Genomic DNA, 26,723 nt, shown 5'->3' with positions numbered 1-26,723 from the left:
CACCGGGCAGCCGGCGGACACGCCGCCGTGCTGCCCGGAGGGGCCCCGCGCCGGGCCGGGCGGCCGGACTGCTGTGGCCGGCCACGGTCGGCCACCGCCTGGGTGGCCCGGCGGTGCACCGACCTGCTGCCCCAGCTGCTGCGGCTCGCCGCCGGTGAACTGCGCCACGAGGCGCGGGGCACCACCGGCCGCCTCGACCTGAGCGCCTCGGCCGCGGTCGCCGAGGCGCCGGCCGCCCTCGCGCCGCCGGAGGAGGAGCGGCCCGGCCGACCCCTCGTACGGCCGGGCCCTCCCGCGACGGGAGCCGAGGCTCAGCGGCGCCGTACGGCGACGAACCGGACGCAGGTGCCCGGGACCGCCTGCGCCGCGGCGGGGAGGTCGGCCGCCCGGACCACGGCGATCACCGGGTAGCCCCCGGTGGTCGGGTGGTCGGCGAGGAAGACCACCGGACGCCCGTCCGGGGGCACCTGCACCGCGCCGAGGACCATGCCCTCACTGGGGAGTTCGCCGGTCACCGCACGCTCCAGCGCGGGTCCCTCGGTGCGCAGGCCGATGCGGTTGCTCGCCGGGGACACCCGGTACGCGCGCGTGGTGAGGTCGTCGAGCGCCCGTGCCGTGAACCAGTCGGCGCGCGGACCCGGCGTGACCCGCAGCACGAGTTCGGCCGGCGGGCGCGGCTGCGGGGCGGCGTCCACGCGCGCGGGGGGACCGGCCGGGACACCGAGCGGCAGGACCGTGCCGTCGGTGAGCGGGGCCGGACCGAGCCCGGACAGCAGGTCCGTGGCGCGGCTGCCGAGCACCGGTTCCACGGCGACACCGCCGGAGACGGCCACATAGGCGCGTACTCCGGCCACCGCCCGTCCCACGTCCAGCAGTTCACCGGCGGCCACCCGGACCGGGGCGCCCCAGGGCGCCGGGCGGCCGTCCACCGTGACGGCGCACGGCGCGCCGCCCACCGCCACGGTGACGGCCGAACGCGGGCGCAGCGCACAGCCGTCGAGCGTGGTCTCCAGGACGGCCGCGTCCGGCCCGTTGCCGGCCAGCCGGTTGACGAGCGCCGCCGCGGGCGGGTCGAGCGCCCCGGAGCGGGGCACGCCCAGATGCGCGTACCCGGGCCGTCCCCGGTCCTGCACGGTGGTCAGCGCCCCGGCCCGCACCACGACGAGCGCACGGTCGTTCATACGGCCTCCGCGGACATGCCGGGTACGCGCGGTGGTGCCGGGCGAGGTCCGGGCCGGCCGGTCTCCAGGAGCCCCTCACGGGTCCGGGCCGCCGTCATGCGTCCACCACCGGTCCGGGCCGCTGTCATGCGTCCTCCACCGGTACGAACCGCCGTCATGCGTCCTCCACCGGTACGAACCGCACGCGCGTGCCGGGTGACAGCAGCGCGGCGGGCTCGCGGGCGTGGTCCCACAGCACGGCGTCCGTCGTGCCGATGAGCTGCCAGCCGCCGGGCGAGGACCGCGGGTACACCCCGGTGTACGGCCCGGCCAGCGCCACCGCGCCCGCCGGGACCGCCGTGCGCGGAGTGGCCCGGCGGGGGAGGCCGTAGCGGGCGGGCAGCCCGGTGAGGTAGCCGAAGCCGGGCGCGAACCCGCAGAAGGCCACCGTGAACGCGGTGCCGGCGTGGATCCGGGCCACCTCGCGCTCGGCCACCCCCCAGTGCGCGGCGACCTCGGCGAGGTCCGGACCGTCGTAGCGCACGGGCAGTTCGACGGACGCACGCGCGCGCGGGGGAGCGGACGGCACCCCGGAGGCGGTCAGTTCGGCCGCCCGGCGGACCGGGTCGTCCAGACCGTCGAGCAGGACCGTGCGCGCCGCCGGGACGATCTCGCGTACGGTCAGCGAACCCTCCGCGCGGCGGCGCAGCAGCTCGGCGTGCAGGGCCTGCGCCTCCTCGCCCGAGGCGACCTCCACGAGCAGCGCGTCCTCGCCGACCGGCAGCGCCCTCACGCGAAGGCCTCCACACGCACCCCCGCCGCCACCAGCCGCTCACGCACCCGGCGCGCCAGGTCCACCGCGCCGGGCGTGTCGCCGTGCAGGCAGAGCGAGCGCGCCCGCACCCGGATACGCCTTCCGGAGTGCGCGGTGACCTCGCCGGAGCGCGCGAGGCTCTCCGAGCGCTCCACGACGGCGTCCGGGTCGGTCACCACGGCACCGTCGCCGCCGCGCGGCACCAGCGTGCCCTCGTCGGTGTAGGCACGGTCGGCGAAGGCCTCCGTGACGGCCGGCAGCCCGGCCTGCCCCGCCAGCTCCAGCAGGCGCGATCCGGGCAGGCCCAGCACCGGCAGTGTGGCGTCGGCGAGGCGCACGCCCTCGATCACCGCGCGAGCCTGCTCCTCGTCCCGCACGACCCGGTTGTACAGCGCGCCGTGCGGCTTGACGTACGCCACGCGCGCGCCCGCCGCCCGCGCGAACACCTCCAGCGCGCCGATTTGGTAGGCGGTCTCGGCCGCCAGCTCGGACGGCGGCACGTCCATCGCGCGCCGCCCGAACCCGGCGAGGTCGCGGTAGGAGACCTGCGCGCCGATCGTCACCCCGCGCGCGGCGGCCATTTCGCACACGCGGCGCATGGTGGCCGCGTCCCCGGCGTGGAAGCCGCAGGCCACGTTGGCGCTGGTGACGACGGACAGCAGCTGTTCGTCGTCGGTCAGCCGCCAGCGTCCGAAGCCCTCGCCGAGGTCGGCGTTCAGATCGATCGCTGTCATGGTCTCTTCCGTCTCTCCGGTCGTCGTACGGCGCGTGCGAATGCCGTGTCCGGTGCGCCGTGTGCCGTGTGCCGTGTGCCGTGTGCCGTGTGCCGTGTGCCGAGTGCTGAGCGCCGTGCGCCGAGTCCGTCGGCCGGCCGGTCCGGGCGCGGGGGCGCGGACCGGCCGGCCGGGGTCAGGCGGCGTCCGTGACGCGGTACTGCTCGTCGCGGGCGTCGGTCAGGAACATGTGGCCCGGTGCGTGGGTGATCGCGAACGGCGGCCGGGAGGCCGTCACCGCCGCCTGCGGGGTCACCCCGCAGGCCCAGAACACCGGGATGTCGTCGGGCGCCGCCGTCACCGGGTCCCCGAAGTCGGGGCGGCCGAGGTCCGCTATGCCGAGGCCCGCGGGATCGCCGCAGTACACCGGCCCGCCGTGCACGGCCGGCAGCAGACTGCTCTCCCGGATCGCGGTGCTCAGGTGCTCCGGCGGCACCGGCCGCATGGAGACCACCATCGGCCCGCTCAGCCGGCCCGCCGGACGGCACTGCCGGTCCGTCACGTACATCGGTACGTTGCGGCCCTGCTCGACGTGCCGGATGGGGACGCCCGCCGCGGCCAGCGCCCACTCGAAGGTGAAGCTGCAGCCGAGCAGGAACGACACCAGGTCGTCCCGCCAGTACGCCCGTACGTCCGTCGGCTCCTCGACGAGTTCGCCGTCCCGCCACACCCGGTAGCGCGGCAGATCGGTGCGCAGGTCGGCGCCGTCCGCGAGCACGGTCGTGGCCGATCCCGCGTCCGTGACGTCCAGCACCGGGCAGGGCTTGGGATTGCGCTGGCAGAACAGCAGCATGTCGTACGCCCAGTCGGCCGGCACCGAGATCAGGTTGGCCTGGGTGTGGCCCGCGGCCACGCCCGCCGTGGGGCCGGCCAGGCCGTCCCGGAAGCGGGCCCGGGCGGCTCCCGGGTGCCACGCGCGCGCGTGCTCGTCGACGAGGGTCACGGGACGGTCCCCGGTACGGCCGTGCGGTGTCATGCCAGTTCCTTCCCGCGCGTCTCGGGCAGCCCGAGCAGGGCGAGCGCCGCGATGCCGTAGCCGGCCGCGCCGAAGACCAGCGCGCCGCCCACGCCCCAGCTGTCGGCCAGGAAGCCCACCAGGGTCGGGAAGACCGCGCCGACCGCGCGGCCCGTGTTGTAGGCGAAGCCCTGCCCGGTGCCGCGCACCTCGGCCGGGTACAGCTCGCTCAGGTACGAGCCGAAGCCGCTGAAGATGGCCGACATGCAGAAACCGAGCGGGAACCCCAGTACCAGCAGCAGGGTGCCGGCGCCGTGCGGGATGTTCGCGTACGCCAGGACGCAGACCGCCGAAAGCAGCGCGAACAGCCAGATGTTGCGCCGCCGGCCGAGCACGTCGGTGAGATGGCCGCCGGTCAGATAGCCGAGGAAGGCCCCCGAGATCAGGAAGGTCAGATAGCCGCCGGTGCCGACCACCGACAGGCCGCGCTCGGTCTTCAGATAGGTCGGGACCCAGGTCGCCAGCGTGTAGTAGCCGCCCTGCACGCCGGTCGAGAGCAGGCACGCGAAGAGCGTCGTGCGCAGCAGCCCGGGAGCGCCCTCCTTGCCCGGCCGGAAGATCGCCGCGAACGAGCCGCGCCGGGGGCTCTGTTCCCGCGCCGCCGTCGCCGCCGGGGCGTCGTGCACCCGGCGCCGCACCCACACCACCAGGAGCGCGGGCAGCGCCCCGGTCCAGAACATGATCCGCCAGGCCAGGTCCTCGCCCGCGAAGGAGAAGACCAGCGTGTAGACGACCGCCGCCAGCGCCCAGCCGGCCGCCCACGAACTCTGGACCGCCCCGAGGGTACGGCCGCGGTGCCGCGCGCTCGCGTACTCGGCGACCAGGACCGCCCCGACCGCCCACTCTCCGCCGAAGCCCAGCCCCTGCAGCGCCCGGAAGACCAGCAGCGTCTCGTAGTTCGGCGCGAACCCGCAGGCCACGGTGAAGACCGCGTAGACGACCACGGTGAGCATCAGCGCCCGCACCCGTCCCACGCGGTCCGCGATCACGCCCGCCACCGCGCCGCCGATCGCGGAGACCACCAGCGTGACGGTCGTGAACAGCCCGGTCTGGCCGCTGTCCAGGCCGAAGTACGCCGCGAGCGCCACCATGCTCAGCGGCAGGGTGAAGTAGTCGTAGGAATCCAGGGCGTACCCGCCGAAGGCGCCGCCGAACGCGCGCCTGCCCTGCGGGCCGAGGGCGCGGAACCAGCCGAACGCGCCGTCCTCGGCGCTCTGTTCGCCGCGTGCCGCCCGCAGGTCGGGCGTCACCGGCTGGGACGGGGGAGTCGTGCTCATGGGCACCTCGCAGAGAGGGGACGGAGAGTCTGAGCAGTGCGGACGTCGTGCCGTGCGGAGCACCGTAGAGGATCGTTCAACGATCCTTCAATACCCCTGTTGTTTCGTTCCCCGGCGTGCGATTCAATTCCGGGCATGGCAGAACAGCTGTCCGGACTGGCCGACGACCGGGTCCTCCTGGGGCGTACCAGCACCGCCGAACGCGTCTCCGACATCCTCAGAAGCCGCATCGCCGAGGGCTACTTCCCGCCAGGCACCCGCCTGTCGGAGGACAGCATCGGCGGCGCCCTCGGGGTGTCGCGGAACACACTGCGCGAGGCGTTCCGGCTGCTCACCCATGAGCGGCTGCTGGTCCACGAACTCAACCGGGGCGTCTTCGTCCGGGTGCTCACCGTCGAGGACGTCGAGGACATCTACCGCACCCGGACCCTGGTCGAGTGCGCCGTCGTACGGGGCCTCGGCGAGCCCCCGTACGCGCTCGACGGCCTCGCCGCGGCCGTCGCCGAAGGGCAGCTGGCCGCGCACGAGAACGACTGGAAATCGCTGGGCACGGCGAACATCCACTTCCACCGGGAACTCGTCGCCCTGGCCGGCAGCGAGCGCACCGACGAACTGATGCGCAGCGTCTTCGCCGAACTGCGCCTCGCCTTCCACGTCGTCGACGAGCCGCGCCGGCTGCACGAGCCCTACCTCCTGCGCAACCGCCAGATCCTCCAGGCCCTCCAGGCCGGGGACCGGCGCGAGGCGGAGCGGCTGCTGGAGACCTACCTCACGGACTCCCTGGAGCGGGTCGTGGAGGTCTACCGGCGGCGGGTGGGCGAGGACGGCCCCGGAACGGACTGACAACGGCGAACGGCGCACGGCGCACGGCGGACGGTTCACCGGCGCACGGCGCACGGCGCACGGCGCACGGCGCACGGCGCACCGGCGCACCGGCGCACGGCGAACCGGCCTCCGGGCCGCGGGCCCGGTTCAGCCGGTTCAGCCGGTTCTCCCGGCGTTCACGGGCGATTCTCGTGCCGTCGTGACGGTCGTCGCTTCTGGGCCGTTTGGGCCGATGTCTGATCGAGGACCTAATCTGTGCACCGTGACTTCGCCTGCATCGACGGACCGTGTTCCGCCCCAGCTCAGCGCGGCGCCGCGCCCCGCACCGGGCCCGGCCGCCGACGAGGGACTGGCGCGGCGGCTGCGCGCGCTCGCCTGCACCGCGCCGCTGCACGACCTGGACGCGCGCAAGGCCAACCTGACCGGCGAGTACTCCGTGTACGGCATGGCCGAGGTGGCGCTCGCCGCCATCGACCTGGTCACCCTCAACATGGACTTCGACACGGGCGCCGACCACGAGCAGATCGTCGCCCGGCTGGTCCCGCGCATCGCGGCCCAGGCCCCGCACCGGCCCGCGTCCGAGCACGAGCGCGTGGCCCGCTGGGTCGTGGAGAACCTGATCAACGTCGGCAGCGTGGACCGCGGCTTCCGCGCGGTCTACGGCACCTTCGCGCCGGATGGCACCTACGTCCGCCGCGACTACGACTTCAAGCTGATCGAAGAGGTCCCCGGCCCCGGCGGCACCGTCTACCTGCGCACCACCGACGAGGCGGTCAACGTCCTGGTCGGCGCCCTGGACACCGACGTCACCAGCGCCCAGATCGCGGCCGAGGTCAAGCTCGAGGTCCTGATCAACAGGGGCCGGCTCGCCGACGCCCAGCTCGCCGCCGAACAGGCCCGCTACCGGACCGTGCAGTACGCCGAGACCCTGCGCCGGGCCCTGGACGCCACCCGCCGCAACGTCCGCGCGGTCGACTGGCTCAACGCGGTGCCCGACATGATCGCCGAGGCCCTGGACCACGTGGCCGAGCGCTACCGCCACGAGAACGCGATCCTCACCAACATCCGCAAGGCCCGCGACGAGACCGAGGAGCCCGAGCACAAGCGGCGCGCCGCCGAACTCGTCGACATCGTCAAGGACTGCATCCGGCGCCACACCCAGCTCCAGTCACGGCTGCTGGAGGCGGGCCCGCTCTTCCGCGCCGAACAGGACCGCCAGGCCTTCGCCACGCCGGTCACCACCTCCGGGATGGACCTCTACGGCCATCTCGTCGCACCGGTGCTGCCGTTGCCCCTGGAGCACGCCACCCGGGTCACGGACGCGTTCTTCGCGCACGGCACCGGCCTGCGCACCCCGGTGTCCGTCCGCGTGGCCGACCTCGTGGACATCCTGCTGACCCCGCCGGTGGAACGCGAGCACCTGGGCGCGGAGATGCCCGAGCCCGACCTCATCGCCACCCCCGACGACAGCAGGTTCAGCGAGGAGCAGCTGGCCGCGGCCATGGAGCTGCTGGACCTGCCCGCCGACGCGCCGCGCCGGCTGTCCGGGCTGCTCGCCGAGGCACGCGGCCAGGACCCCGAGCTGCCGTACCTCGTCGCCCTGCTCGCGGTGCACGCGGCCAGCCCCGCCGTCGGCACCGCCTACCGCCAGGGCGAGGAGAAGCTGCTCTTCGCCGTGGACGACGGGACGGAGCTGCGCGACCCCGAGTTCGGCGGCGCCGACCTGATCGTGGGCACCGCCCTGCTGGACGCGGCGGGCATGGCCGCGGACCGGACGGAGGCCGCGTGACGGCTGTGCAGGCAGACGCGCGCGGATCCGCCGCGGCCGCGCGCGCGAATCCCCGCGTCCCCGGGCGGGCCGCATCTTTCCCCGGTTCCCACTACAAGGAGTTGTGTCCGTGAGCGAGCACGTCGAGTGGAGCGAGGCGGAGACCCCCGCCCCGCCGGCGGCCACCGCCGTCACCCCCGCCGACGCCGCCGACGCGGCGCGGCTCGTCGCCTTCGGCCTCCAGCCCAAGCTGCAGCCCGCCCGCGACCAGGAGTACACCGAGCTGCTGCGCCGCTACCGCGACGACCCGGCGTTCGCACGCCTCGCCGACGCCGTCGCCACCGGCCTCGGACTCGTCGTGCTGGAGGTCTCCCCGCGCGCGGGCATGGCCGTCACGGCCGCCGAGGACTCGGTGTTCGCCGTCCGCATGGGCGACTACGCGCGGCGCACCGCCGCCGACTCCGGCGACCGCTTCCTGCACGGCCTCGCCCACCTCGCCGTCGCCGCGCTGGCGTTCCCGCGCCCCGAGGACCTGGCCGACGACTCCTACATCGGGCGGGTCAGCGTCAACGGCGTCGACGCCTTCGTGCGCCAGGCCTGCCGCCGGCTGGAGGAGCGCGCGGAGGAACTGGGCGAGAACACCGACCCGGCCACCGACGCGCCCGGCCTGGAGGCCGCCTGGCGGATCTGGGCCAGGCGCAGCGCCACCGGCGCCACCAAGGACGCCCGCCGGCCCGCCGCCTCCACCACGGGCATCGTGGCCAAGGCGCTCGCGTTCCTCACCGACTCGGGCTTCCTGCAGCGCACCGGCGACGACAGCGGCGGCACCTACCGCACCACCGCCCGCTACCAGCTCCAGGTGCGCGACACCGCCGGCACCGCCGCGATGGCCGAGCTGCTGGAGCTGGGCGTCGTACCCGTCACCGACGGCACGGCCAGCCTGCTGCCCTCCGAGGACACCGACGACCTGGAACTGGTCGCCGACGCGGGACTGCCGTTCCACTCCTGACGCCTCCCACCAGCCCCGCAACCACCCGAACCACCGCACCTTTCCGAAGACTTAACGCGAGAGTCCGCCATGTACGAGCTGTCCCGGGTCCGCCTCTACTCCATCGGGCCCGCCGGTGCGCGCTATGCCGACACCGTGCTTGACCTGCGGGGCGTGGGCGCACCCGTGCCCGATCCGGCACCCATGCAGGCGGAGTTCTTCGCGGAGGAGCCGGTCGGCCCGCCGCGCCGCCCCGCCCCCGCGGGCGTGCTGTTCCTGGAGAACGGAGGCGGCAAGTCCGTCCTCCTCAAGCTGATCTTCTCGGTCATGCTGCCCGGCCACCGCAACACCCTCGGCGGCGCCAGCTCCGGCGTGCTGCGCAAGTTCCTGCTCGCCGACGACTGCGGACACGTCGCGCTGGAATGGCAGCACGTGCTGACCGGCGAGTGCGTGGTCGTCGGCAAGGTCAGCGAGTGGCGCGGGCGCCAGGTCTCCAACGACCCGCGCAAGTTCGCCGAGGCCTGGTACTCCTTCCGCCCCGGACCCGGTCTGAGCCTGGACAACCTCCCCGTCGCCGAGTCCACCGCCGTACGGCCCGTCGCCGAGGGCGCCTCCGGCGCACAGGGCCGCCGCCGCACCATGAAGGGCTTCCGCGACGCCCTCACCGAGGCGGGCAAGGCCTACCCGCACCTGGAGGCGCACTGGGAGGAGACCCACGAGCGCTGGACCGACCACCTCGGCGAACTCGGCCTCGACCCCGAACTCTTCCGCTACCAGCGCGAGATGAACGCCGACGAGGGCGAGGCGGCCGGCCTCTTCGCCGTCAAGAAGGACTCCGACTTCACCGACCTGCTGCTGCGCGCGGTCACCGACACCCGCGACACCGACGGCCTCGCCGACCTCGTCAGCGGGTTCGGCAACAAGCTGGGCCGGCGCGCCGAGCTGATCGCCGAACGGGACTTCACCGCCAACTCCGTCGACCTGCTCGGCCGGATCGTCGAGGCCGCCGAATCGCGCTCCCGCGCACGTGAGGTCCACGCGGGCGCCGAACGCCGTACCCGCACGCTGGCCCGTCGGCTGTCCGCCCGGGCGGTGCGCGAGCGGGTCCGGGCCACCGACCTCGCCCAGCGGGTCACGGCCGCCGCCTACGCCGTCACCCACTCCGAGGGCGCCCGGGAACGCAGCTCCCTGATCGCCGCCGAACTCGCCTACCGGCACGCCTCCCTGGCGCTGACCGCCGCCGAGAAGTCCGCCGCCGCGCAGAAGCGCGAGCTGGCCGACGCACGCACCCTGCACTCCGCCTGGCAGGCCGCCGAGGCCGCCCTGCGCCACCGCGCCGCCGCCGACCGCGTCTCCCGCGTGTCCGCCGCGATCCAGGAGGCCGAACGGGACGCCGCCCCGGCCCTCGCCGCCCGCGCCAAGGCCGCCGTGGACCTCGTACGGGCCCTGCACGCCGCCGCCTCGGGCGCCGAGGCCCTCGCCAACGAGGAGGAGGAGCGCTCCGCGGCCCTCCAGGAGGCCGGCGACGCCGCCCACCGCGACGCCACCGGCGCCGCCACCGAGGCGCAGCGCGCCCGCAGCGAGGCCGGGCATCTGCGCCAGCGCCTCACCGAGGTCGAGCAGGAGACGGCCGAGGCCGTGCGCGCCGGCTGGATCGACGACGGCGGCCCCGACGCCGACCCGGCACGCGCCGCGCTCGCCGCCAGCGACGCCGAGAAGACCACCGTGGCCGCCTGGGACACCGCCCGCGAGGCCGCTCGCCGGGCCACCGAGCACGCCCGCGAGGCGGCCGCCGCCGAGTCCCGCGCCGAGCTGACCGCGGCCCGCGCGGCGGACGCCGCCACCGCGGCCGTACGCGCCCACGACGCCGAGGAGCGCCTCGCCGAGGCCCTGGCCGCCGAGGAGCGGCTCGCCGAACTCCTCAGCCTGCCCGGCGCGCCCGCGGCCGCCCGCGCCGGTGTGCCCGCCCCCAGGTCCGCGGAGGCCTCCGCCGCGGCCGCGCGCGAGGACGACCCCGCCGACGGCACCTCCGCCGACGACATCTCCGCGGACGGCGCCTCCGCCGACGGCACCCCCGCCCCCGGAGACGGCCCGCTCACCTCCGCGGAGCTCGACCGCTTCGCCGACGAGCTGCGCTCCCTGCTGGACGACGCCGTGTCGGCCGCCGAACGCAGCCTCTTCGACCTGCGCACCGCCGCCGCCGACGACGCCCGCATCCTCGGCGCCCTCGGCGACGGCGGACTGCTGCCGCCCGGACCGGACGTGCTGGCCACCGTGGAGTTCCTCGGCGAGCACGGCATCCCCGCCCAGCCCGGCTGGCGCTACCTCGCCCAGTCCGTCGACCCCGCCGACCACGCGCGCGTGCTCTCCGCGCGCCCCGAACTGGTCGACGGCGTCATCATCACCGACCCCGACACGCACACCCGTGCCCGCGAGGCCCTCGGCGCCGCCGCCCTGCTGCCGCGCTCCACCGTGGCCGTCGGCACGGCCGCCGCGCTCCTCGCCCCCGCCCCGGCGTCCGGCTCGGTCGCCACCGACGTCTTCCTCGTACCGCCGAACCCGGCCATGCACGACGAACACGCGGCCGACGAGGAGCGGCAGGCCCTGCGCGCGCGGGCCACCGCCCGCGACGAGGAGATCCGCGCGCTCGCCGCCCGGCTCGGCAAGGACCGCGAACTGGCCGCCCGCCTCGGCTCCTGGCGCACCGCCTGCCCGGCCGGCCGGCTCGCCGAACTCGCCGCCGCCGCCGAGGAGGCCCGCGCGTTCGCGGAGGAGACCGAGGCCGAACTCGCCGAGACCCGCGCCGTGCGCGCCGAGGCCGAGGAGGCCGCCGCCGAGGCCACCCAGGTCCGCGACGAGCGCCAGGAGGCCGCGCAGAAGGCGCGCCGCGCCGCCGACGCCCTCGCCGGACTGGCCTACCGGCTGCGCGAGCGCGCCGGCTGGCAGGCCCGCCTGCGCGAACTCGCCGACGAGGCCACCGAGTCGGAGGCCCGCGCCCAGACCTGCCTGGACCGCGCCCGCGCCGCCGACGAGGACCGCCGCGCCACCCAGCGCGCCGCCGACGACGCCCGCCGCACCGCCCGCGCCCTGCGCGCCGAGCGCTCCGAGATCGCCGGCGCCCCCGACGACGTACCGGAGCACGGCGCGGACGCGGACGCCCCCAGGGTGTCCCTGCCCGCGCTCCGCGAGGCCTACCGGGCCGCCTCCCAGGTGTACGAGAAGGTCGGCGTCGGCGCCGACCTGCGCGCCGAACAGGCCCGGGCGGAGAGCGACGAGAGCGCGGCCCGCGCCGAGCTGGACCGGCTGAGCAACAAGGTCCGCACGCGCGCCGAGCAGCTGCTGGAGTCACCCGACGGCTCCGACGGACCCTCCCGGCAGGCGGCCGCGGCCCGCGCCGAGGAGCTGGTGCAGCTCCTGGAGACCCGCATGTCCACCGCGAGCGAGCAGCTGGGCCGGCTGCGCGGCGAGGCCGAACGGCACGCACCCGAGGACGGCGAGGAGCACACCGGGCTGCCCGCGGAACTCCAGCCCCGCGACGCCGACCACGCCCAGGCCCTGCTGCGCACCGCCACCGCCGAACTCGGCACCCGCACCGCGGCCCTCGGCGAGGCCCGCGACGCGCACGCCGATCTGCTGGCCGCCCACCGGGCCGCCGAGGAGGCGGCCGGCGGCTTCGACGAGATCGCCGCGATGCTCCGCGACCTGCTGCGCGAGCCCGCCGCCGAGGAGGAGCAGGAGGAGGCGGAGCCGTACGAGGGCAGCCCGGAGGAGGCCCGGCAGGCCGCCGCCGAGGCCCGCCGCTCGCTGCGCGGCTGCGCCGCCGACCTGTCCGCCGCCGAGGGCGCCGTGCGCGAGGCGAGCGACGTCCTCGTCCGGCACGCCAACTCCACCCGCTACGAGCAGGTGCGCACCCCCGCCCGGCAGCAGATCCGCGAACTGCCCGCCTCCGCGCTCCCCGAGCACGCCCAGAAGTGGGCCGACGCCTTCGCGCCGCGCCTGCGGGTCCTCACCGACGAACTGGCGCAGCTGGAGCGCAACCGCGAGTCGATCGTCGACCGGCTGCGCGGGCTCGTCGAGTCGGCGCTGGCCACCCTGCGCTCCGCGCAGCGGCTGTCCCGGCTGCCCGAGGGGCTCGGCGAGTGGTCCGGGCAGGAGTTCCTGCGCATCCGCTTCGAGGAGCCCGACCAGGCGACCCTGACCGAACGCCTCGGCGAGGTCATCGACGAGGCGACCCGGGCCGCCGTGAAGAAGAACTCCGACCTGCGGCGCGACGGCATGTCCCTGCTCCTGCGCGGCGTCGCGGCCGCGTTGCAGCCCAAGGGCATCGCCGTGGAGATCCTCAAGCCCGACGCCGTGCTGCGGGCCGAACGCGTCCCCGTCGGGCAGATGGGCGACGTCTTCTCCGGCGGGCAGCTGCTCACCGCCGCCATCGCCCTGTACTGCACGATGGCCGCCCTGCGCTCCAACGACCGCGGACGCGACAAGCACCGGCACGCCGGCACGCTGTTCCTGGACAACCCCATCGGCCGCGCCAACGCGACCTACCTCCTGGAACTCCAGCGGGCCGTGTCCGACGCCCTCGGCGTACAGCTGCTGTACACCACCGGCCTGTTCGACACGACCGCGCTCGCCGAGTTCCCGCTGGTCATCCGGCTGCGCAACGACGCCGACCTCCGGGCCGGCCTCAAGTACATCAGCGTGGAGGAACACCTGCGGCCCGGACTGCCGCAGCCGCCCCGGTCCGGCGAGGCGGTGCACAGCGAGATCACGGCGACACGGATGTTCAGGAAGCCGGCTCCGGCCGACGCCTGACCGGCGGCCCGGCCGTCGGCCCACCGGCCTTCGGCTCACCGCCCGGCGGTCCACCGGTCCGGGCGGTCAGGCGTCCTCCTTGATCATGTCGGCGCACTTCTCGCCGATCACCATGGTCGTGATGCACGGGTTGACGGCGATCAGGTCGGGCATGACCGACCCGTCGGCCACCCGCAGCCCCTCGACCCCCTTGACCCGCAGCCGCGCGTCGAGCGGGGCCGAGGGGTCGCCGTCGGCGCCCATCCGCACCGTGCAGGACGGGTGGTAGACGGTGTTGTGCGTCCTGCGGATGTACTCCAGGAGCTCGTCGTCGGTGCGCACGTCCGGCCCCGGGGCCAGCTCCGCCCCCGCCCAGCCGCTCAGCGCGGGCTGCGCGGCGATGCGGCGCGCGAGCCGCAGCCCGTACGTCATCACCCGCACGTCGTGCTCGTGGGTGAAGTACCGGGGATCCACCCTCGGCTTGTCCCGGTGGTCCCGCGTCCGCAGCCGTACCGTGCCGCGCGACTTCGCCTTCGTCACGTTGGGCGTCAGACAGAACGCGTTCTCCGAGGTCGGATAGCCCCACCGCACGGTGTTCATGTCGAACGGCACGCTGCCGTAGTGGAACATCAGGTCCGGCCGGTCCAGGCCGGGCTCGGTGTCGTAGAAGACGCCCGCCTCCCACCACTGGCTGGACGTGGTGGTCATCGGCTGCCGCGCCTCCCACATGATCACGCCCTCGGGGTGGTCCTGGAGGTTCTCGCCGACGCCCGGCGTGTCCACGGCGACCTCGACGCCGACCTCGCGCAGATGCCCGGCCGGGCCGATCCCCGACAGCATCAGCAGCTTCGGGGAGTCGATCGACCCGCAGGACACGATCACCTCCCGCCGGGCCCGTACGGTACGGGTGTGCACCAGGTCCGGATCCAGGTACTCGGCGCCCACGCACCGGCGCCCCTCCAGCACCAGCCGCTTCGCCCGCACCCCGGTGCGCACGTCCAGGTTCGGCCGCCTGCCCAGCACCGGGTGCAGATAGGCCACCGACGAGGACTGGCGGATGTTGTCCTCGTCGGAGTTGATCTGGAACCAGCCCGCCCCGCGCACCACCGTGCGCCCGGTGTTGAACGCCGCCCTCGGTATCCCGGCCTGCGCGCAGGCCTCCAGCAGGGCCGTGCCGCACGGGTCCTCGTCCTTGAGCGTGCGCAGCCGCACCGGGCCCGAGCGGCCGTGGTGGTCGCCCGGCGCGTCGTTGTTCTCCACCCGGCGGTACAGCGGGAACAGGTCGGCGGCGCCCCAGCCGGTGCAGCCCCGGGCCGCCCAGTCGTCCAGGTCCTCCGCCGGCGCCCAGAAGGCGATGCAGGAGTTGTGCGAGGAACAGCCGCCCAGCACCCTCGCGCGCGCGTGCCGCAGGAAGCTGTTCCCGCCGGCCTGCGGCTCGACCGGGTAGTCCCAGTCGTAGCCGGACTCCAGCAGGCCCATCCAGCGCTCCAGCCTGAGCACGTCCTCGTCGCCGACGTCGCTCGGGCCCGCCTCCAGGACGCACACCGTCACGGACGGGTCCTCGGACAGCCGCGCCGCCACGACGTTGCCCGCGGTGCCGCCGCCGACGACGACGTAGTCGAACTCGCCGCAGAGGGCGGACGCGGCGGACGCCTGGGATACGGCGGACACCGCGGACGCGGTCTCGGTGTCCGCCGCGGTTTCGTCGTTGAGCATGAGCAGTTCCCTCCTGGGAGCGGGGAGAGCCGGGATCAGTCGGCGGCCGGGGCGGCGAGGGGAGCGGCCGGGCCGGCCGCCCCGGTCTCCAGGCGGTGCTCGGCGAGCACCCCGGTCCGGTGACGCTGGACGAACCAGTAGTAGGCGAACCCGCCGCCCGCGATGACGGCCACGAACAGCACCGCGCCCCAGCGCAGATACCAGTGGTACGGCGCGCTCGCGTTGTACACGGAGGAGCGGGGCCAGATCAGGTTGACCGTCATGACCGCGCCCCACACCACCGCGACGAGGTTGACGGGCAGTCCCCAGCGGCCCAGCGAGAACCTGCCGTCGCCCGCCGGCCGCCAGGCGCCGCGCAGCCGAGCCACCAGCATGGGGGCCGTGACGCCCAGGTAGGCGAGGTAGATCATGACGATGCCGATGCTGGTGACGACCGTGAAGATCTGCGGCTGGCGGATGTTGACCACGAGGATCGCGAGCGCCAGCACACCGATGACCACGGCCGGCAGCACGGGGGTCCGGAAGCGCGGGCTGACCCGGGCCACCAGCGAGGAGGCGGGCAGGTTGTTGTCCCGGGCCATCGCGAACGCCAGCCGGATCGCCGCCGTGTGCACGGCCAGCGCGCACACCGTCACCGCGATCAGCACGCACCACAGCATCGCCTTGCCGGCCGTCGGGCCGAGGACGTCGAGCACGATGAACTGGAGGCCGTCCGTGGAGAGCTTGTCGCCCTTGAGGGTGGAGACGCTCATCAGCCCCAGCAGCAGCACCAGTCCGCCCAGCACGAACGAGGCGACGATCGCGCGCACGATGGCGCGCGGGGCGTTGCGGGAGGGGTCCAGGGACTCCTCACCGAGGGAGGCCGCCGTGTCGAAGCCGTACATGACGTACGCCGACGCCAGCGACGCCACCAGGAAGGCACCCAGATACCCCGCGCCGTGACCCGATCCGGTGTTGTTCGTCTGCAGGACGACCTGAGGACCACGGGTGATGTGGACGGCGAACAGGACGATCAACACCACAGTGGCGATCAGCTCGATGAACACGCCGGCCGTGTTGATCGTCGCCATGAGCTTGACGCCGAAAGCGTTGACCAGCGTGGTGAACAGGATCAGTACGGTCGCCAGGACGACCGCGTTGGTCGCCACGTCGTACTTGCCGGTGCCGTCCCCGACGAACTGGAAGAAGGAGGAGATCTGCGGCAGCGTCAGCTGGTAGGCCAGCGCGACCGCCGCGATGGACACGATGGACGCGATCAGCATCATCCACCCGGCCAGCCAGCCCAGATGTGGATTGCCGATCTTCTTCGACCAGTTGTAGACCGAACCCGCCACCGGATAGCGGGCCGCCAGCTCGGCGAAACACAGGGCCACCGCGAACTGGCCGGCGAACACCAGCGGCCAGGACCACCAGTAGGCGGGGCCGCCGCTGCCGTAACCGAAGTAGAACAGCTGGAAGGTGCCGGTGAGGATCGAGATGTAGCTGATCCCGGCGGCGAAGGTGTGGAAATTGCCGAGGGTGCGCTTGAGTTCGGGCCGGTAGCCGAACTCGGCGAGCTCGGCGTCGTCGTGCGGACCGCTCGGCCGGTCCGGCCGCCGGGGGCCTGGTGTGTGCTCGGTGGCTGTCATGAGCTGACTCCTCGTGGGCCGGGGAAGGGTGGGCCTGAAAAGGGAAGAGGGAGGCTCGTGCGGGTGCGGGTGCGGGTGCGGGTGCGGGTGCGGTCGGGGAGCGGGGGCCGGAACCGGGTCAGTCGAACCAGCCCTGGGGCGCCGGCGCGGTGTTGCGCCAGATGTGCTTCGTCTCGCGGTACTCGGCGAGACCCGAGGGCCCGAGTTCGCGGCCCGTACCGGACTGCTTGCAACCGCCCCACTCGGCCTGCGGCACATAGGGGTGGTAGTCGTTGATCCACACGGTGCCGAGCCGCAGCCGGGCCGCGACACGGGCCGCCCTGCCCTCGTCCCGCGTCCACACGGCGCCGGCGAGCCCGTACACGGTGTCGTTCGCCAGCCGGACCGCCTCCTCCTCGGAGGTGAACCGCTCGACGGTCAGCACCGGCCCGAAGGACTCCTCCCGGACCACCGACATGCCGCTCACGCACTCGTCCAGGACCGTCGGCGGATAGTAGAAACCCCCGTCGTGGTCCGGTCCTTCGGGCCGGGCGCCGCCGCAGCGCAGCACCGCGCCCTCCGCCAGCCCCCGCGCGACGTACGCCTCGACCTTCGCCCGGTGCGCCGCCGAGATCAGCGGCCCGGCCTGCGCCCGCTCGTCGAACGGGCCGCCGAGCCGGATCCGCCCCGCCCGCGCCACGAGCTCGTCCACGAACCGGTCGTGCAGGCTGTCCTCGACCAGCAGCCGGGCCCCGGCCGAGCACACCTGCCCCGAGTGCAGGAACACGGCGGTCAGGGCCATGTCGAGAGCCGCGTCGAGACCGGCGTCCGCGAAGACGATGTTCGGGTTCTTGCCGCCGAGTTCCAGGGCGACCTTCTTCACCGTGCCGGCCGCGGCCGCCATCAGCCGGCGCCCCGTCTCCAGGCCGCCGGTGAAGGAGACCAGGTCGACGTCCGGATGCTCGCCGAGCGGTGCTCCCGCCTCCGGGCCGGCGCCCAGCACGAGATTGGCCACGCCCGGCGGCAGCCCCGCCTCCTCCAGCAGCCGGACCAGCCGTACCGCGGTGTGCGGGGTCAGCTCGCTCGGCTTCAGGACGAAGGTGTCGCCCGCCGCGAGGGCCGGCGCGACCTTCCACGCGGCCTGCAGCAGCGGGTAGTTCCAGGGCGTGATCAGGGCACAGACACCGGCCGGTTCGTGCATCACCCTGCTGTCCACGTCCGCCCGGCCGGTGTCGATCACCCGTCCGGTGTCGTCGGCGGCCAGCCGCCCGAAGTAGCGGAAGCAGTTCACCACGTCGTCGACGTCGTAGGCGCTCTCCACCAGCCGCTTGCCCGTGTCCAGGGACTCGGCGCGGGCCAGGGCGTCCTTGTCACGGGCCAGCAGGTCCGCCACCCGCAGCAGCAGGTCGCCCCGTTCCCGCGGGTCGGTGTGCGGCCACGGGCCGGCGTCGAAGGCGCGGCGGGCGGCGGCCACCGCCTCCGCTGTGTCCTTGCCGCCGCCCTCGTCCACCACGCCGACCAGCGAGCCGTCGGCCGGGCAGCGGATCTCACGGGTGCGTCCGTCCAGAGCGCCGCGCCACCGTCCGTCGATGAACAGGTCAGGCATCGCCGTCCCCCAGCCTCTCCCGGAGCCACTCGTGGAAGATCCCGATGTGGTGCTCGTTCGGGACCAGCACACCGCCGTCGCGGTACGCGCGCGAGGACATCGCCGGCTGGACGCGCTCGCAGGCGTCGAAGTCCTGGACGTTGACGCGGTGGAACAGCTCCACGGACTTCGAGACGTCCGCCCCCGAGGCCACCACCCCGGGCGCGTACAGCCAGTCGCACTCCACCACCGTGCGGTCCTCGGCCAGCGGGAACATGCGGTGCAGGATGACGTGGTCCGGTACGAGGTTGACGAACACGGCCGGCTTGACGGTGATGGCGTAGTAGCGGCGGTCCTGCTCGGCGCTCACCTCGGGGAGCTTCGCGAAGCCCGCGCTGCCGTCGACCGTGAAGCCCTCGATCCCCTCACCGAACTCCGCGCCGTGCCCGACGTAGTACTGGGCCGCGTACCCGTCCGCGAACTCGGGCAGCACCTCGGTGAGTTCGGGGTGGATGGTCGCGCAGTGGTAGCACTCCATGAAGTTCTCGACGAGGAGCTTCCAGTTGGCCTTCACGTCGTAGGTGACGCGCCTTCCCAGGGCCAGCTCCGCCGTGCCGTAGTGCTCGACGGCGGCCGCGTCGCCGAGCCGTTCGACGGCCGCGCGCATCACCGTGTCCTCGAACGAGGGCGGTTCGGCGGCGAGGCACACCCAGGCGTAGCCGAGCCATTCGCGCAGGGCCACCTTGATCAACCCGTACGCGTCCCGGTCGACGTCGGGCATCTTGATCAAGTTGGGTGCCGCGATCAACCTGCCGTCGAGGTCGTACGTCCACGCGTGGTACGGGCACTGCAGACTGCGGCGCACCTCGCCCGGACCCTCGGTGCACAGCCGGGCCCCGCGGTGCCGGCACACGTTGAGGAACGCGCGCAGTCCGCCGTCGCGGCCGCGTACGACGACGACGCTCTCACGGCCCACCTGGACCGTGCGGAACGCCCCGGGGCGGCCCAGGTCGGCGGCGCGCACGGCGCAGAACCACATCGACTCGAAGATCTTCTCCTGCTCCTGCCGGAAGACGTCCGGGTCCGTGTAGTACCGGCCGGGCAGCGTGGCGATCAGGCTGGGGGAGAGGGGGTTCGCGGGGGCCTCCGGCGGCGCGGGAGGCGCTGAGGGGGCGGCCGTGGAAGGGGTGTCGGGGGAGACCGGGAACGTCGTCACGGGCGTGCTCCTGGTTCGGTGGTGTGCGCCTCGCGGGGCGCTTCAGCGGGCGGGCGCGGAGGTCAGGCGGGCGGGGTCGAACAGGCCGATGGGGTGCGCGGTGGCACCCGTGAGAGCGAGATCGGCCAGGATCTCGCCGACGACGGGCACGAACTTGAAGCCGTGCCCGGAGAACCCGCAGGCCACGGTCACCGACTCGGGGTGCGCGGGGTGCCGTGCGATCACGAAGTGCTCGTCGGCGGTGTTCGAGTACATGCACGTGGCGGCCTTGAGGAAGGTGCCGGGCAGATCCGGGATGCAGCGCGACAACCGGTCCGCCATGGCCCGGATCTCGTGCGGGTGGACGGTCCGGTCGATGGTCTCCGGGGTGGTGACCTGGCCCTTGCGGAAGAAGGCGGCCTTGGCGCCCCCCGCCGGTCCGTCGATGGCCGGGAAGCCGTACACCTGGACGCCCCCGGCGTCCTCCCAGATGTAGACCGGGTGACGGCGCGGCTCGAACCGCTCCGTCCCGCCCCGCGGCTGGAACCAGTACATGATCTGCCGCTCGATCGTGAACGGCACCCCGAGGCCGGTGAGCAGCCGCGGGGCCCACGCGCCGGGGCAGATCACCAGCTGCCCGGCCGTGTACGTGTCCTCGGCGGTGTGCACCCGCACCCCGTCCCGGTACGGCTCCCAGCGCACCATCGGCTCCTCGAAGCGCAGTTCGGCGCCCTGTCGCGTGGCCAGCTGGAGGTGGGCGGCGACCATGTTCTCCGGGCGGACCAGGCCCGCCTTCTCCTCGTACAGGGCGACCTCGTCGTCGCGGGGAGCGAGGGTCGGGAAGCGGCGCCGGATCTCCTTCGCGTCCAGCATCTCGTGCGGCAGGTCCCACTCGGTCGCCGAGCGCAGGGACCCGGCGACGGTCCGGGAGCCGGGCGGCCCGACCATGACCCCGCCGGACAGGACGGCGACGTCCCGCCCGGTGGCCCGCTCCAGGTCCTCGTACAGCTCGTAGGCGCGCAGCAGCAGCGGCACGTACGCGGGGTCCTCGAAGTACGACTGCCGGGTGATGCGCGAACCGCCGTGGCTGGAGCCGTGGTGGTGCACCGGTCCGAACTTCTCCAGGCCGAGGACCCGGACGCCGCGCGCGGACAGATGGTGGGCGGCGGCGCTGCCCATGCCGCCGAGCCCGATGACGATCACGTCGTAGGTGGGGGACACGATACGGACCTCCTGGGGTGGATCACCGGCGGATGCGGGTCATCTCCGGGTCGAACAGCGGCTCCTCGGCCACCGTCGCGGGGACCTTCTCGCCGAAGTACTCGATGTGCACGCCGGTGCCCGGGGCGAGACCGGCCGGCAGCCAGGCGTAGGCGACGCACCGGCCCAGCGTGTAGCCGTACGACGCGCTGGTCACGTGTCCGGCCGGGGCGCCGTCGACGAGGACCGGCTCCTTGCCGAGCACCACGGACACCGGGTCGTCCAGGAGGAGCGGGGTGAGCCGGCGGACCGGCGCGGGCAGGCCGAGCAGCGCCTCCCGGCCGGTGAACTCCGGCTTGTCCATGCGGACCGCGAAGCCGAGGCCGGCCTCGAACGGCGTGTGCTCGGCGGTCATGTCGGTGCCCCAGGCGCGGTACCCCTTCTCCAGCCGCAGGGAGTTGAAGGCGGACCGGCCGGCGGCGACCGCGCCGAGGTCCCGTCCCGCCTCCCACAGCGTGTCCCAGAGGCGGAGCCCCAGGTCGGCGGTGGTGTACAGCTCCCAGCCGAGCTCGCCCACGTAGCTCAGACGCATCGCCGTCACCGGCACGTGCCCGACGTGGGTCCGCTTCGCCCGGAAGTAGCCGAAGCCCTCGTGGGAGAAGTCGTCCCCCGTCAGCGGCTGGACGAGGGCACGGGCGAGAGGTCCCCAGACGCCGACGCAGCAGGTCCCGGAGGTGATGTCCCGGATGTGGACGTCGGCGGGCGCGTGGCGGAGCAGCCGGTCGAGGTCGGCGGGGGAGTTGGCGCCCACCTGGAAGTCGTCGGGGCCGAGGCGCGCCACCGTGAGGTCGGAGCAGACGCCTCCGGATTCGTCCAGGAGCAGGGTGTAGGTGACCGCGCCGGGCTTCCTGCGCAGGTTGTTGGTGGTCATGCGGTCGAGGAAGGCGAGGGCGCCGGGGCCGGTCACCTCCAGACGGCGCAGCGGGGTCATGTCGTACAGCGCGACCCTCTCGCGTGTCGCCTTCGCCTCGGCGGCGGCGACCGGGGACCAGTAACGCGCCGACCAGGCGTCCCGCCGGGGGAGAGCGAGGGTCTCGGCGAGCGGCGCGTTCGCCTCGTACCAGTGCGGCCGCTCCCAGCCGCCGCCCTCCAGGAAGAACGCGCCGAGCTCCGACTGCCGGGCGTGGAACGGGCTGACGCGCAGCGGCCGCGGCCGCTCCATCGGCTGCAGGGGGTGCAGCACGTCGTACACCTCGGCGAACTGCTGGGCCCCGCGCTCACGCACGTACGACGGGGAGCGCTGTGCCTCCTCGAACCGTGTCAGGTCGCACTCGTGCACGTCCGCCGACGGCCGTCCGTCGGTCATCCACTCGGCGACCGCCCTGGCCACGCCCGCGGAGTGGGTGACCCAGACCGCCTCGGCCAGCCAGAATCCGCGCAGCCGCCGGGCCTCCCCGAGCAGGGGCATCCCGTCGGGGGTGAAGGAGAAGACCCCGTTGAAGCCCGTCTCGATCTCCGTGCCGCCCAGGGCGGGCAGCAGCCGCAGGCAGTCCCGCCAGCTCGGCGCCCAGTCCCCGGGAGTGAAGGGGCGCGAGGACGGCATCTCCAGGTCCCGGGCGCGCGCCTCGTCGTACGCCGGGACCTCGAACGGGTCCACCGGCAGCGGCCGGTGCGCGTAGGAGCCGATGCCGATGCGGTCGTGGTGCTCGCGGAAGTACAGGTCCCGGTCCTGGAAGCGGAGGATGGGCCGCGTCGCCTCCGCCTCGGCACCGGCCAGTTCGGGAAGCGGCCGCGTCCTCGCGTACTGGTGCGCGAGAGGCTGCAGCGGTACGTCGATCCCCGCCATGCGGCCGATCACCGGGCCCCAGAATCCCGCCGCGGAGACCACGTGGTCGGCCGGGAAGGTGCCCCGGTCGGTGACGACGCCGGTGACGTGTCCGCCCCGCTGTTCGATCCCGGTGACGGTGTGCCGTTCCAGGAAGCGGGCGCCGCGGGCGGTGGCGCGGTCCGCCTGGGCACGGGCGGCGAGGAGGGCGCGGGCCAGCCCGTCCTCGGGGGTGTGGAAGCCGCCGAGGACGACCGACTCGTCCAGCAGGGGCCAGAGTTCCTTGCAGCGGGCCGGGCCGACGACCTCTCCGCGGATGCCCCAGGAGGCGGCGTAGCCGGCCCGCCGGTGCAGGTCGGCGAGGCGTTCGGGGGTGGTGGCCAGTTCCAGGCCGCCGACCTGCTGGAAGCAGGGGACCCCGTCGGCATCGAGGGAGGAGAACTTCTCGACGGTGTAGGTGGCGAACTCCGCGAGGGTCTTCGAGGGGCTGGTCCGGAAGACGAGCCCGGGCGCGTGGGAGGTGGAGCCGCCGGGCGCGGGCAGCGGTCCCTGTTCGAGGACGGTGACGTCGGTCCATCCGCGGGCGGTCAGCTCGTCGGCGAGGGAACAGCCGACGATGCCGGCGCCGATGACGACGACACGGGGGGTGTCTGCGGAGGCGCGGTGACCGTTCCCGGGGGGACGGGGGCGGGCTTCGGGGGTGCCCGAGCGGTTTTCGGGTGTGCCGGGGTGGCTTTCCGGTGTGCTGGACATGCCCCTCCTTGTGCGGGCGGGGATGGCAACGGGTCGGGGGAAGCGGCGGATCACGGGGTCATGGGGCGCGGCCTGCGGCGGGACGGTCGCACGGGAGGGCGTGAGGGCGTGAGGGCGTGAGGCCAGGCGTGTCTGCGGGGAGGAGGGGTGGTGGCTCCTCTGCTGTTGCGCATTGCACGATGGGTTGCGTGATGGGGAACATACTGAGAAGGCCCTCAGGGAGCCGTCAAGAGGCGCGCGTTAACCCTTGGCAAAGGGAACCCGCGGCACGAAACCCGCCGGACACACGGCGGCGCGGTACCGGGATCCCGGTACCGCGCCGTGCTCGCAGCGCCGCTCCCTGCCGCTCCGTGCCGCCGCTCCGGGAGCGTGATTCCCCGCCGTTGCGGGTGCCGGGTGCCGGGTGCCGGGTGCGTGGGTGCGTGGGTGCCGTGGCCGGTGGCCGCTGCGGGTGCCGTGATCCGCCGTCGGGTCAGAAGCCGTACCCCATACGGCGGGACAGTTCGGCCCCCGCCGCCACCGTCCGCTTCGCCATCTCCGGCAGCCGGTCCGCGTTGAGCCGGTACACCGGCCCGGAGACGCTGATCGAGGCGATGACCTTGCCGTCGTGCGACCGCACCGGCGCGGCCACGGCCGCGAGACCGAGCTCCAGCTCCTCGATCGTCACGCCGTACCCCTGCTCGATCACCGCCTCCAGCTCGGCCCGCAGCATCGAGGGACCCGTGATCGTGCGGTCCGTGAAACGCGGCAGCGGCCGTGCGAGCAGCCCCTCGCGCAGCGTCGGGGGCATGTGCGCGAGCAGCACCTTGCCGCTGGAGGTGGCGTGCAGGGGGGTGCGCCTGCCCAGCCAGTTCTGCGCGGTCACCGAGGCGGTGCCGCGGGCCTGCATGATGTTGACCGCCGCGTCGTCGTCGAGCACGGCGATGTTGACCGTCTCGCCCAGTTCGTCCGCCACCTCGCGGCAGACCGGGACGCCCTCCTGGGAGATGTCCAGCCGCACGGCCGCGGCCCCCGCCAGGCGCAGCACGCCGGCTCCCAGGTAGTACTTGCCGCGGTCCTTGGCCTGGGCCACCAGGCCGCGGTTCTCCAGGACACCGAGCAGCCTGAACGCCGTGGACTTGTGCACGTCCAGTTCCTCGGCGATCTCGGTGACGCCCACCTCGCCGTGCCGCGCGAGGATCTCCAGCACGCTCACCGCGCGGTCCACCGACTGCACCGCGCCCGCCGCTCCCCGGCCGTTGCGCCTGTCCTGGGTCCCCGGTTCCGCCCCGGTCTGCTCGCCGCGGTCGGACCGCCTCTGCGTGCGGGTCATGGCTCGACTCCCACCACTGGCGGCCCTGTTCGGGCCGCATCCGCGGGAAGCCCTTGACGCGACAGCCGTCCCGCGCGGATTCTGTTGCGCACAGCGCTGGATCGTGCGCCATGCGAAACATCATGTTATCGAAGCGTCCGGATCCCGGAAGGGTGCAGACGGCACGTGGATCCCCCAGGGGGTCTCTCCGGCCTCCGCGCCCTCCGCACGTCCCGCACCACCGTTCCGCGACTTCCCGTCACCGCTCGGCGTCACCCGGACCCGAAGAGGTCCGCGCGCCCGCGTCTGCCGCCTGCATCCCTACCGCCTGCATCGAGCAGGTCCGGGACCGAGCGTTCCGGACCGAGAGGGGGGCCCGTGATTCCCGTCTGCCGCCTCGAAGACCTCCCCGCGGGGGAGTCCGTCCGTGTCGGGACCACACCGCCGGTCGCCGTGTTCCGCACGGAGGACGGCGAGTTGTACGCCATCGACGACACCTGCACCCACCAGGACGCGTCCCTCTCCGAGGGCTGGGTCGAGGGCTGTCAGGTCGAGTGCCCGCTGCACGCGGCCTCCTTCGACCTGCGCACGGGCGAAGCGGTCTGTCTCCCCGCCCGGCGTGCCGTCCGCACCCACCGCGTCACCGTCGACGAGGGTGTCGTCCACGTCCACCTCACCGCGGAGGAGGACACGGCCGCGTGAACACCTCCGCCGCCCGGCACCCGGTCTCTCCCGCGCCGGTGTCACCGGTACAGGCCGCACCGCCGGCGGCCTCTCGCCCGACGCCCCCGCTCAGCGCCTCGCCCCCTCGGACAGGCCCGGCCCACCTGATCGGCCCGGCCCACCTGATCGGCCCGGCCACCCGACTCCGCCCTGCGGACCCCGTCCGCCCCACAGGCCGCATCGACCCCGCCCCGCCTCACACGAGGAGCCGTGCCGTATGAGGACCGTGACCGTCGTCGGTGCCTCCCTGTCCGGTGTGTACGCCGCCCGCGCACTGCGCGCCCAGGGGTTCGACGGGCGGCTGGTCGTCGTCGGCGAGGAACCCCACCGTCCCTACGACCGCCCTCCTCTCTCCAAGGACTTCCTCACCGAGGACGCCGACGAGGACCGCCTCGCCCTCACCGGCCCGGAAGAGAGCGCCGGACTCGACGCCGAGTGGCTGCTCGGCGTACGTGCCCGCGGACTCGACGCCCGCGGCCGCGCGGTGCTCCTGGACGACGGCCGCGCGCTGTCCACCGACGGCGTGGTGATCGCCACCGGCGCCGCGGCCCGGAGGCTCCCCGGCGCCCGCCCCGCGGGGGTGCACACCCTGCGCACCCTGGACGACGCGCGCGCCCTGCGTGCCGGTCTCGTCGCCGGACCGCGCCGGGTCGTCGTCATCGGGGGAGGCTTCATCGGCGCCGAGACCGCTTCCTCGTGCGCGGCGCTCGGCCATGCGGTCACGGTCGTGGAAGCCGCACCGCTGCCGATGCTGCCGCAACTCGGGGCGGAGATGGCCGCCGTGTGCGCCGCGCTGCACCGCCGTGGCGGTGTGGACCTGGTCACCGGCACCGGCGTGACCGGCCTGCGGGGCGCGACCGCCGTCACCGGGGTCGGCCTCGCCGACGGCCGCACCCTGCCGGCCGACATCGTGATCGTCGGCATCGGCACCGTCCCGAACACCGCCTGGCTGGCGGGTTCGCCGCTCGACCTGCACGACGGGGTGCTCTGCGACGACGGCTGTGCGACCGCGCTGCCCCAGGTGGTCGCCGTCGGTGACGTCGCGCGTGTCGGCGGCACCCGTGCCGAGCACTGGACCTCCGCCACGGAGCAGCCCCGGGTCGCCGTGGCCAATCTGCTCGCGGGCCGCACGGTGGAGACCGTCCGCGCCGTGCCCTACTTCTGGTCCGACCAGTACGGCTCCCGCATCCAGTTCGCGGGGCGGCGCCGTGCCGGCGACACCGTCCGCGTCGTGGACGGCGGCACCGGCGACGACGGCCCCGGGACCAGCGGCTTCCTCGCCCGCTACGAGCGGGACGGACGGACGGTCGCCGTTCTCGCGGTGGACCGCCCCCGCCTCTTCACACGCGCCCGGCGTGAACTCGCCCGGGAGCGGAACGCGGTGGCCCCGGTCGTCCCCTGAGCGCGAGCACCGCCT

18 protein-coding genes and 1 pseudogene are annotated in these 26,723 nt (G+C 74.3%); 7 read left to right on the top strand and 12 right to left on the bottom strand.

The window, feature by feature from the left end; genetic code table 11:
• Window positions 1-44: 44 nt before the first annotated feature.
• Window positions 45-411 (top strand): annotated as a pseudogene (locus ACIPRD_RS24205) (hypothetical protein); the annotation flags it as partial.
• On the opposite strand, the gene ACIPRD_RS24200 reads toward ACIPRD_RS24205, so the two are convergent.
• From ACIPRD_RS24200 to ACIPRD_RS24180, 5 genes are all read right to left on the bottom strand, one after another.
• Entirely contained in the window at window positions 312-1,181 is an 870-nt protein-coding gene (locus tag ACIPRD_RS24200) for a biotin-dependent carboxyltransferase family protein (protein WP_401565879.1), read from the bottom strand. The pseudogene ACIPRD_RS24205 and the gene ACIPRD_RS24200 sit on opposite strands and share 100 nt — an antisense overlap.
• Before the next feature lie 154 nt (window positions 1,182-1,335).
• Window positions 1,336-1,953, bottom strand: a complete 618-nt coding sequence (locus ACIPRD_RS24195; RefSeq protein WP_401565876.1) for an allophanate hydrolase subunit 1 — start codon at window positions 1,951-1,953, stop codon at window positions 1,336-1,338.
• On the bottom strand, window positions 1,950-2,708 hold the full coding sequence (locus ACIPRD_RS24190; RefSeq protein WP_401565873.1) for a LamB/YcsF family protein: 759 nt from the start codon (window positions 2,706-2,708) through the stop codon (window positions 1,950-1,952). The genes ACIPRD_RS24195 and ACIPRD_RS24190 overlap by 4 nt, the downstream gene beginning before the upstream one ends.
• A 175-nt stretch (window positions 2,709-2,883) precedes the next feature.
• Entirely contained in the window at window positions 2,884-3,723 is an 840-nt protein-coding gene (locus ACIPRD_RS24185) for a putative hydro-lyase (protein ID WP_401565871.1), read from the bottom strand.
• A complete protein-coding gene (locus ACIPRD_RS24180; RefSeq protein WP_401565870.1) occupies window positions 3,720-5,039 on the bottom strand; it encodes an MFS transporter in 1,320 nt (439 codons plus the stop codon). The genes ACIPRD_RS24185 and ACIPRD_RS24180 overlap by 4 nt, the downstream gene beginning before the upstream one ends.
• 135 nt (window positions 5,040-5,174) lie before the next feature.
• Here ACIPRD_RS24180 and ACIPRD_RS24175 point away from each other — a divergent pair, with 135 nt between their 5' ends.
• From ACIPRD_RS24175 to ACIPRD_RS24160, 4 genes are all read left to right on the top strand, one after another.
• Window positions 5,175-5,882 carry a GntR family transcriptional regulator gene (locus ACIPRD_RS24175; RefSeq protein WP_401565868.1) on the top strand — a complete coding sequence of 236 codons (708 nt, stop codon included), beginning with the start codon at window positions 5,175-5,177 and terminating at the stop codon, window positions 5,880-5,882.
• 244 nt (window positions 5,883-6,126) lie between these two features.
• On the top strand, window positions 6,127-7,653 hold the full coding sequence (locus ACIPRD_RS24170) for a hypothetical protein (protein WP_401565866.1): 1,527 nt from the start codon (window positions 6,127-6,129) through the stop codon (window positions 7,651-7,653).
• A gap of 109 nt (window positions 7,654-7,762) precedes the next feature.
• Window positions 7,763-8,641: a hypothetical protein gene (locus tag ACIPRD_RS24165; RefSeq protein ID WP_356411096.1), complete on the top strand. Its 879-nt coding sequence runs from the start codon at window positions 7,763-7,765 to the stop codon at window positions 8,639-8,641.
• Between the two features lie 69 nt (window positions 8,642-8,710).
• A complete protein-coding gene (locus tag ACIPRD_RS24160; protein WP_401565864.1) occupies window positions 8,711-13,432 on the top strand; it encodes a hypothetical protein in 4,722 nt (1,573 codons plus the stop codon).
• Window positions 13,433-13,498: 66 nt separating this feature from the next.
• Here the strand turns inward: ACIPRD_RS24160 and ACIPRD_RS24155 are convergent, their stop codons facing one another.
• From ACIPRD_RS24155 to ACIPRD_RS24125, 7 genes are all read right to left on the bottom strand, one after another.
• Window positions 13,499-15,127 carry a GMC family oxidoreductase gene (locus ACIPRD_RS24155; protein ID WP_401565861.1) on the bottom strand — a complete coding sequence of 543 codons (1,629 nt, stop codon included), beginning with the start codon at window positions 15,125-15,127 and terminating at the stop codon, window positions 13,499-13,501.
• 35 nt (window positions 15,128-15,162) lie between these two features.
• On the bottom strand, window positions 15,163-16,755 hold the full coding sequence (locus ACIPRD_RS24150) for an amino acid permease (protein WP_356411087.1): 1,593 nt from the start codon (window positions 16,753-16,755) through the stop codon (window positions 15,163-15,165).
• A 118-nt stretch (window positions 16,756-16,873) separates the two neighbouring features.
• Complete coding sequence (locus tag ACIPRD_RS24145; protein ID WP_401565857.1) at window positions 16,874-18,340, bottom strand: aldehyde dehydrogenase family protein; 1,467 nt, start codon at window positions 18,338-18,340, stop codon at window positions 16,874-16,876.
• Window positions 18,333-19,535, bottom strand: coding sequence for an aromatic ring-hydroxylating dioxygenase subunit alpha (locus ACIPRD_RS24140; RefSeq protein ID WP_401565855.1), 1,203 nt, complete (start codon window positions 19,533-19,535; stop codon window positions 18,333-18,335). Before ACIPRD_RS24140 ends, ACIPRD_RS24145 begins: the two co-directional genes overlap by 8 nt.
• A 42-nt stretch (window positions 19,536-19,577) precedes the next feature.
• Window positions 19,578-20,735 (bottom strand): N-methyl-L-tryptophan oxidase, encoded by a 1,158-nt coding sequence (gene solA, locus ACIPRD_RS24135; protein WP_401565852.1) that lies wholly within the window; start codon window positions 20,733-20,735, stop codon window positions 19,578-19,580.
• A gap of 22 nt (window positions 20,736-20,757) precedes the next feature.
• Window positions 20,758-23,292, bottom strand: a complete 2,535-nt coding sequence (locus ACIPRD_RS24130) for an FAD-dependent oxidoreductase (protein WP_401565850.1) — start codon at window positions 23,290-23,292, stop codon at window positions 20,758-20,760.
• Window positions 23,293-23,764: 472 nt separating this feature from the next.
• Window positions 23,765-24,508, bottom strand: coding sequence for an IclR family transcriptional regulator (locus ACIPRD_RS24125; RefSeq protein WP_401566451.1), 744 nt, complete (start codon window positions 24,506-24,508; stop codon window positions 23,765-23,767).
• A gap of 453 nt (window positions 24,509-24,961) precedes the next feature.
• On the opposite strand from ACIPRD_RS24125, the gene ACIPRD_RS24120 reads away from it, so the two are divergent.
• Window positions 24,962-25,285 (top strand): bifunctional 3-phenylpropionate/cinnamic acid dioxygenase ferredoxin subunit, encoded by a 324-nt coding sequence (locus ACIPRD_RS24120; protein ID WP_356411073.1) that lies wholly within the window; start codon window positions 24,962-24,964, stop codon window positions 25,283-25,285.
• A 238-nt stretch (window positions 25,286-25,523) separates the two neighbouring features.
• Entirely contained in the window at window positions 25,524-26,708 is a 1,185-nt protein-coding gene (locus ACIPRD_RS24115; RefSeq protein ID WP_401565846.1) for an NAD(P)/FAD-dependent oxidoreductase, read from the top strand.
• The last annotated feature ends 15 nt before the right edge of the window (window positions 26,709-26,723 follow it).

It is taken from the genome of Streptomyces sp. NPDC090108, from assembly GCF_044747185.1.
GTDB lineage: Bacteria > Actinomycetota > Actinomycetes > Streptomycetales > Streptomycetaceae > Streptomyces.
The sequence above is the reverse complement of the archived record's forward strand: the minus strand, read 5'-3'. Positions and strand labels throughout refer to the sequence as shown.

Coding starts and splice junctions, on each gene's coding strand:
- ACIPRD_RS24180 (WP_401565870.1), bottom strand. CDS start 5,039: ATGAGCACGACTCCCCCGTCCCAGCCGGTGACGCCCGACCTGCGGGCG.
- ACIPRD_RS24190 (WP_401565873.1), bottom strand. CDS start 2,708: ATGACAGCGATCGATCTGAACGCCGACCTCGGCGAGGGCTTCGGACGC.
- ACIPRD_RS24150 (WP_356411087.1), bottom strand. CDS start 16,755: ATGACAGCCACCGAGCACACACCAGGCCCCCGGCGGCCGGACCGGCCG.
- ACIPRD_RS24155 (WP_401565861.1), bottom strand. CDS start 15,127: ATGCTCAACGACGAAACCGCGGCGGACACCGAGACCGCGTCCGCGGTG.
- ACIPRD_RS24200 (WP_401565879.1), bottom strand. CDS start 1,181: ATGAACGACCGTGCGCTCGTCGTGGTGCGGGCCGGGGCGCTGACCACC.
- ACIPRD_RS24185 (WP_401565871.1), bottom strand. CDS start 3,723: ATGACACCGCACGGCCGTACCGGGGACCGTCCCGTGACCCTCGTCGAC.
- ACIPRD_RS24160 (WP_401565864.1), top strand. CDS start 8,711: ATGTACGAGCTGTCCCGGGTCCGCCTCTACTCCATCGGGCCCGCCGGT.
- ACIPRD_RS24175 (WP_401565868.1), top strand. CDS start 5,175: ATGGCAGAACAGCTGTCCGGACTGGCCGACGACCGGGTCCTCCTGGGG.
- ACIPRD_RS24115 (WP_401565846.1), top strand. CDS start 25,524: ATGAGGACCGTGACCGTCGTCGGTGCCTCCCTGTCCGGTGTGTACGCC.
- ACIPRD_RS24130 (WP_401565850.1), bottom strand. CDS start 23,292: ATGTCCAGCACACCGGAAAGCCACCCCGGCACACCCGAAAACCGCTCG.
- ACIPRD_RS24145 (WP_401565857.1), bottom strand. CDS start 18,340: ATGCCTGACCTGTTCATCGACGGACGGTGGCGCGGCGCTCTGGACGGA.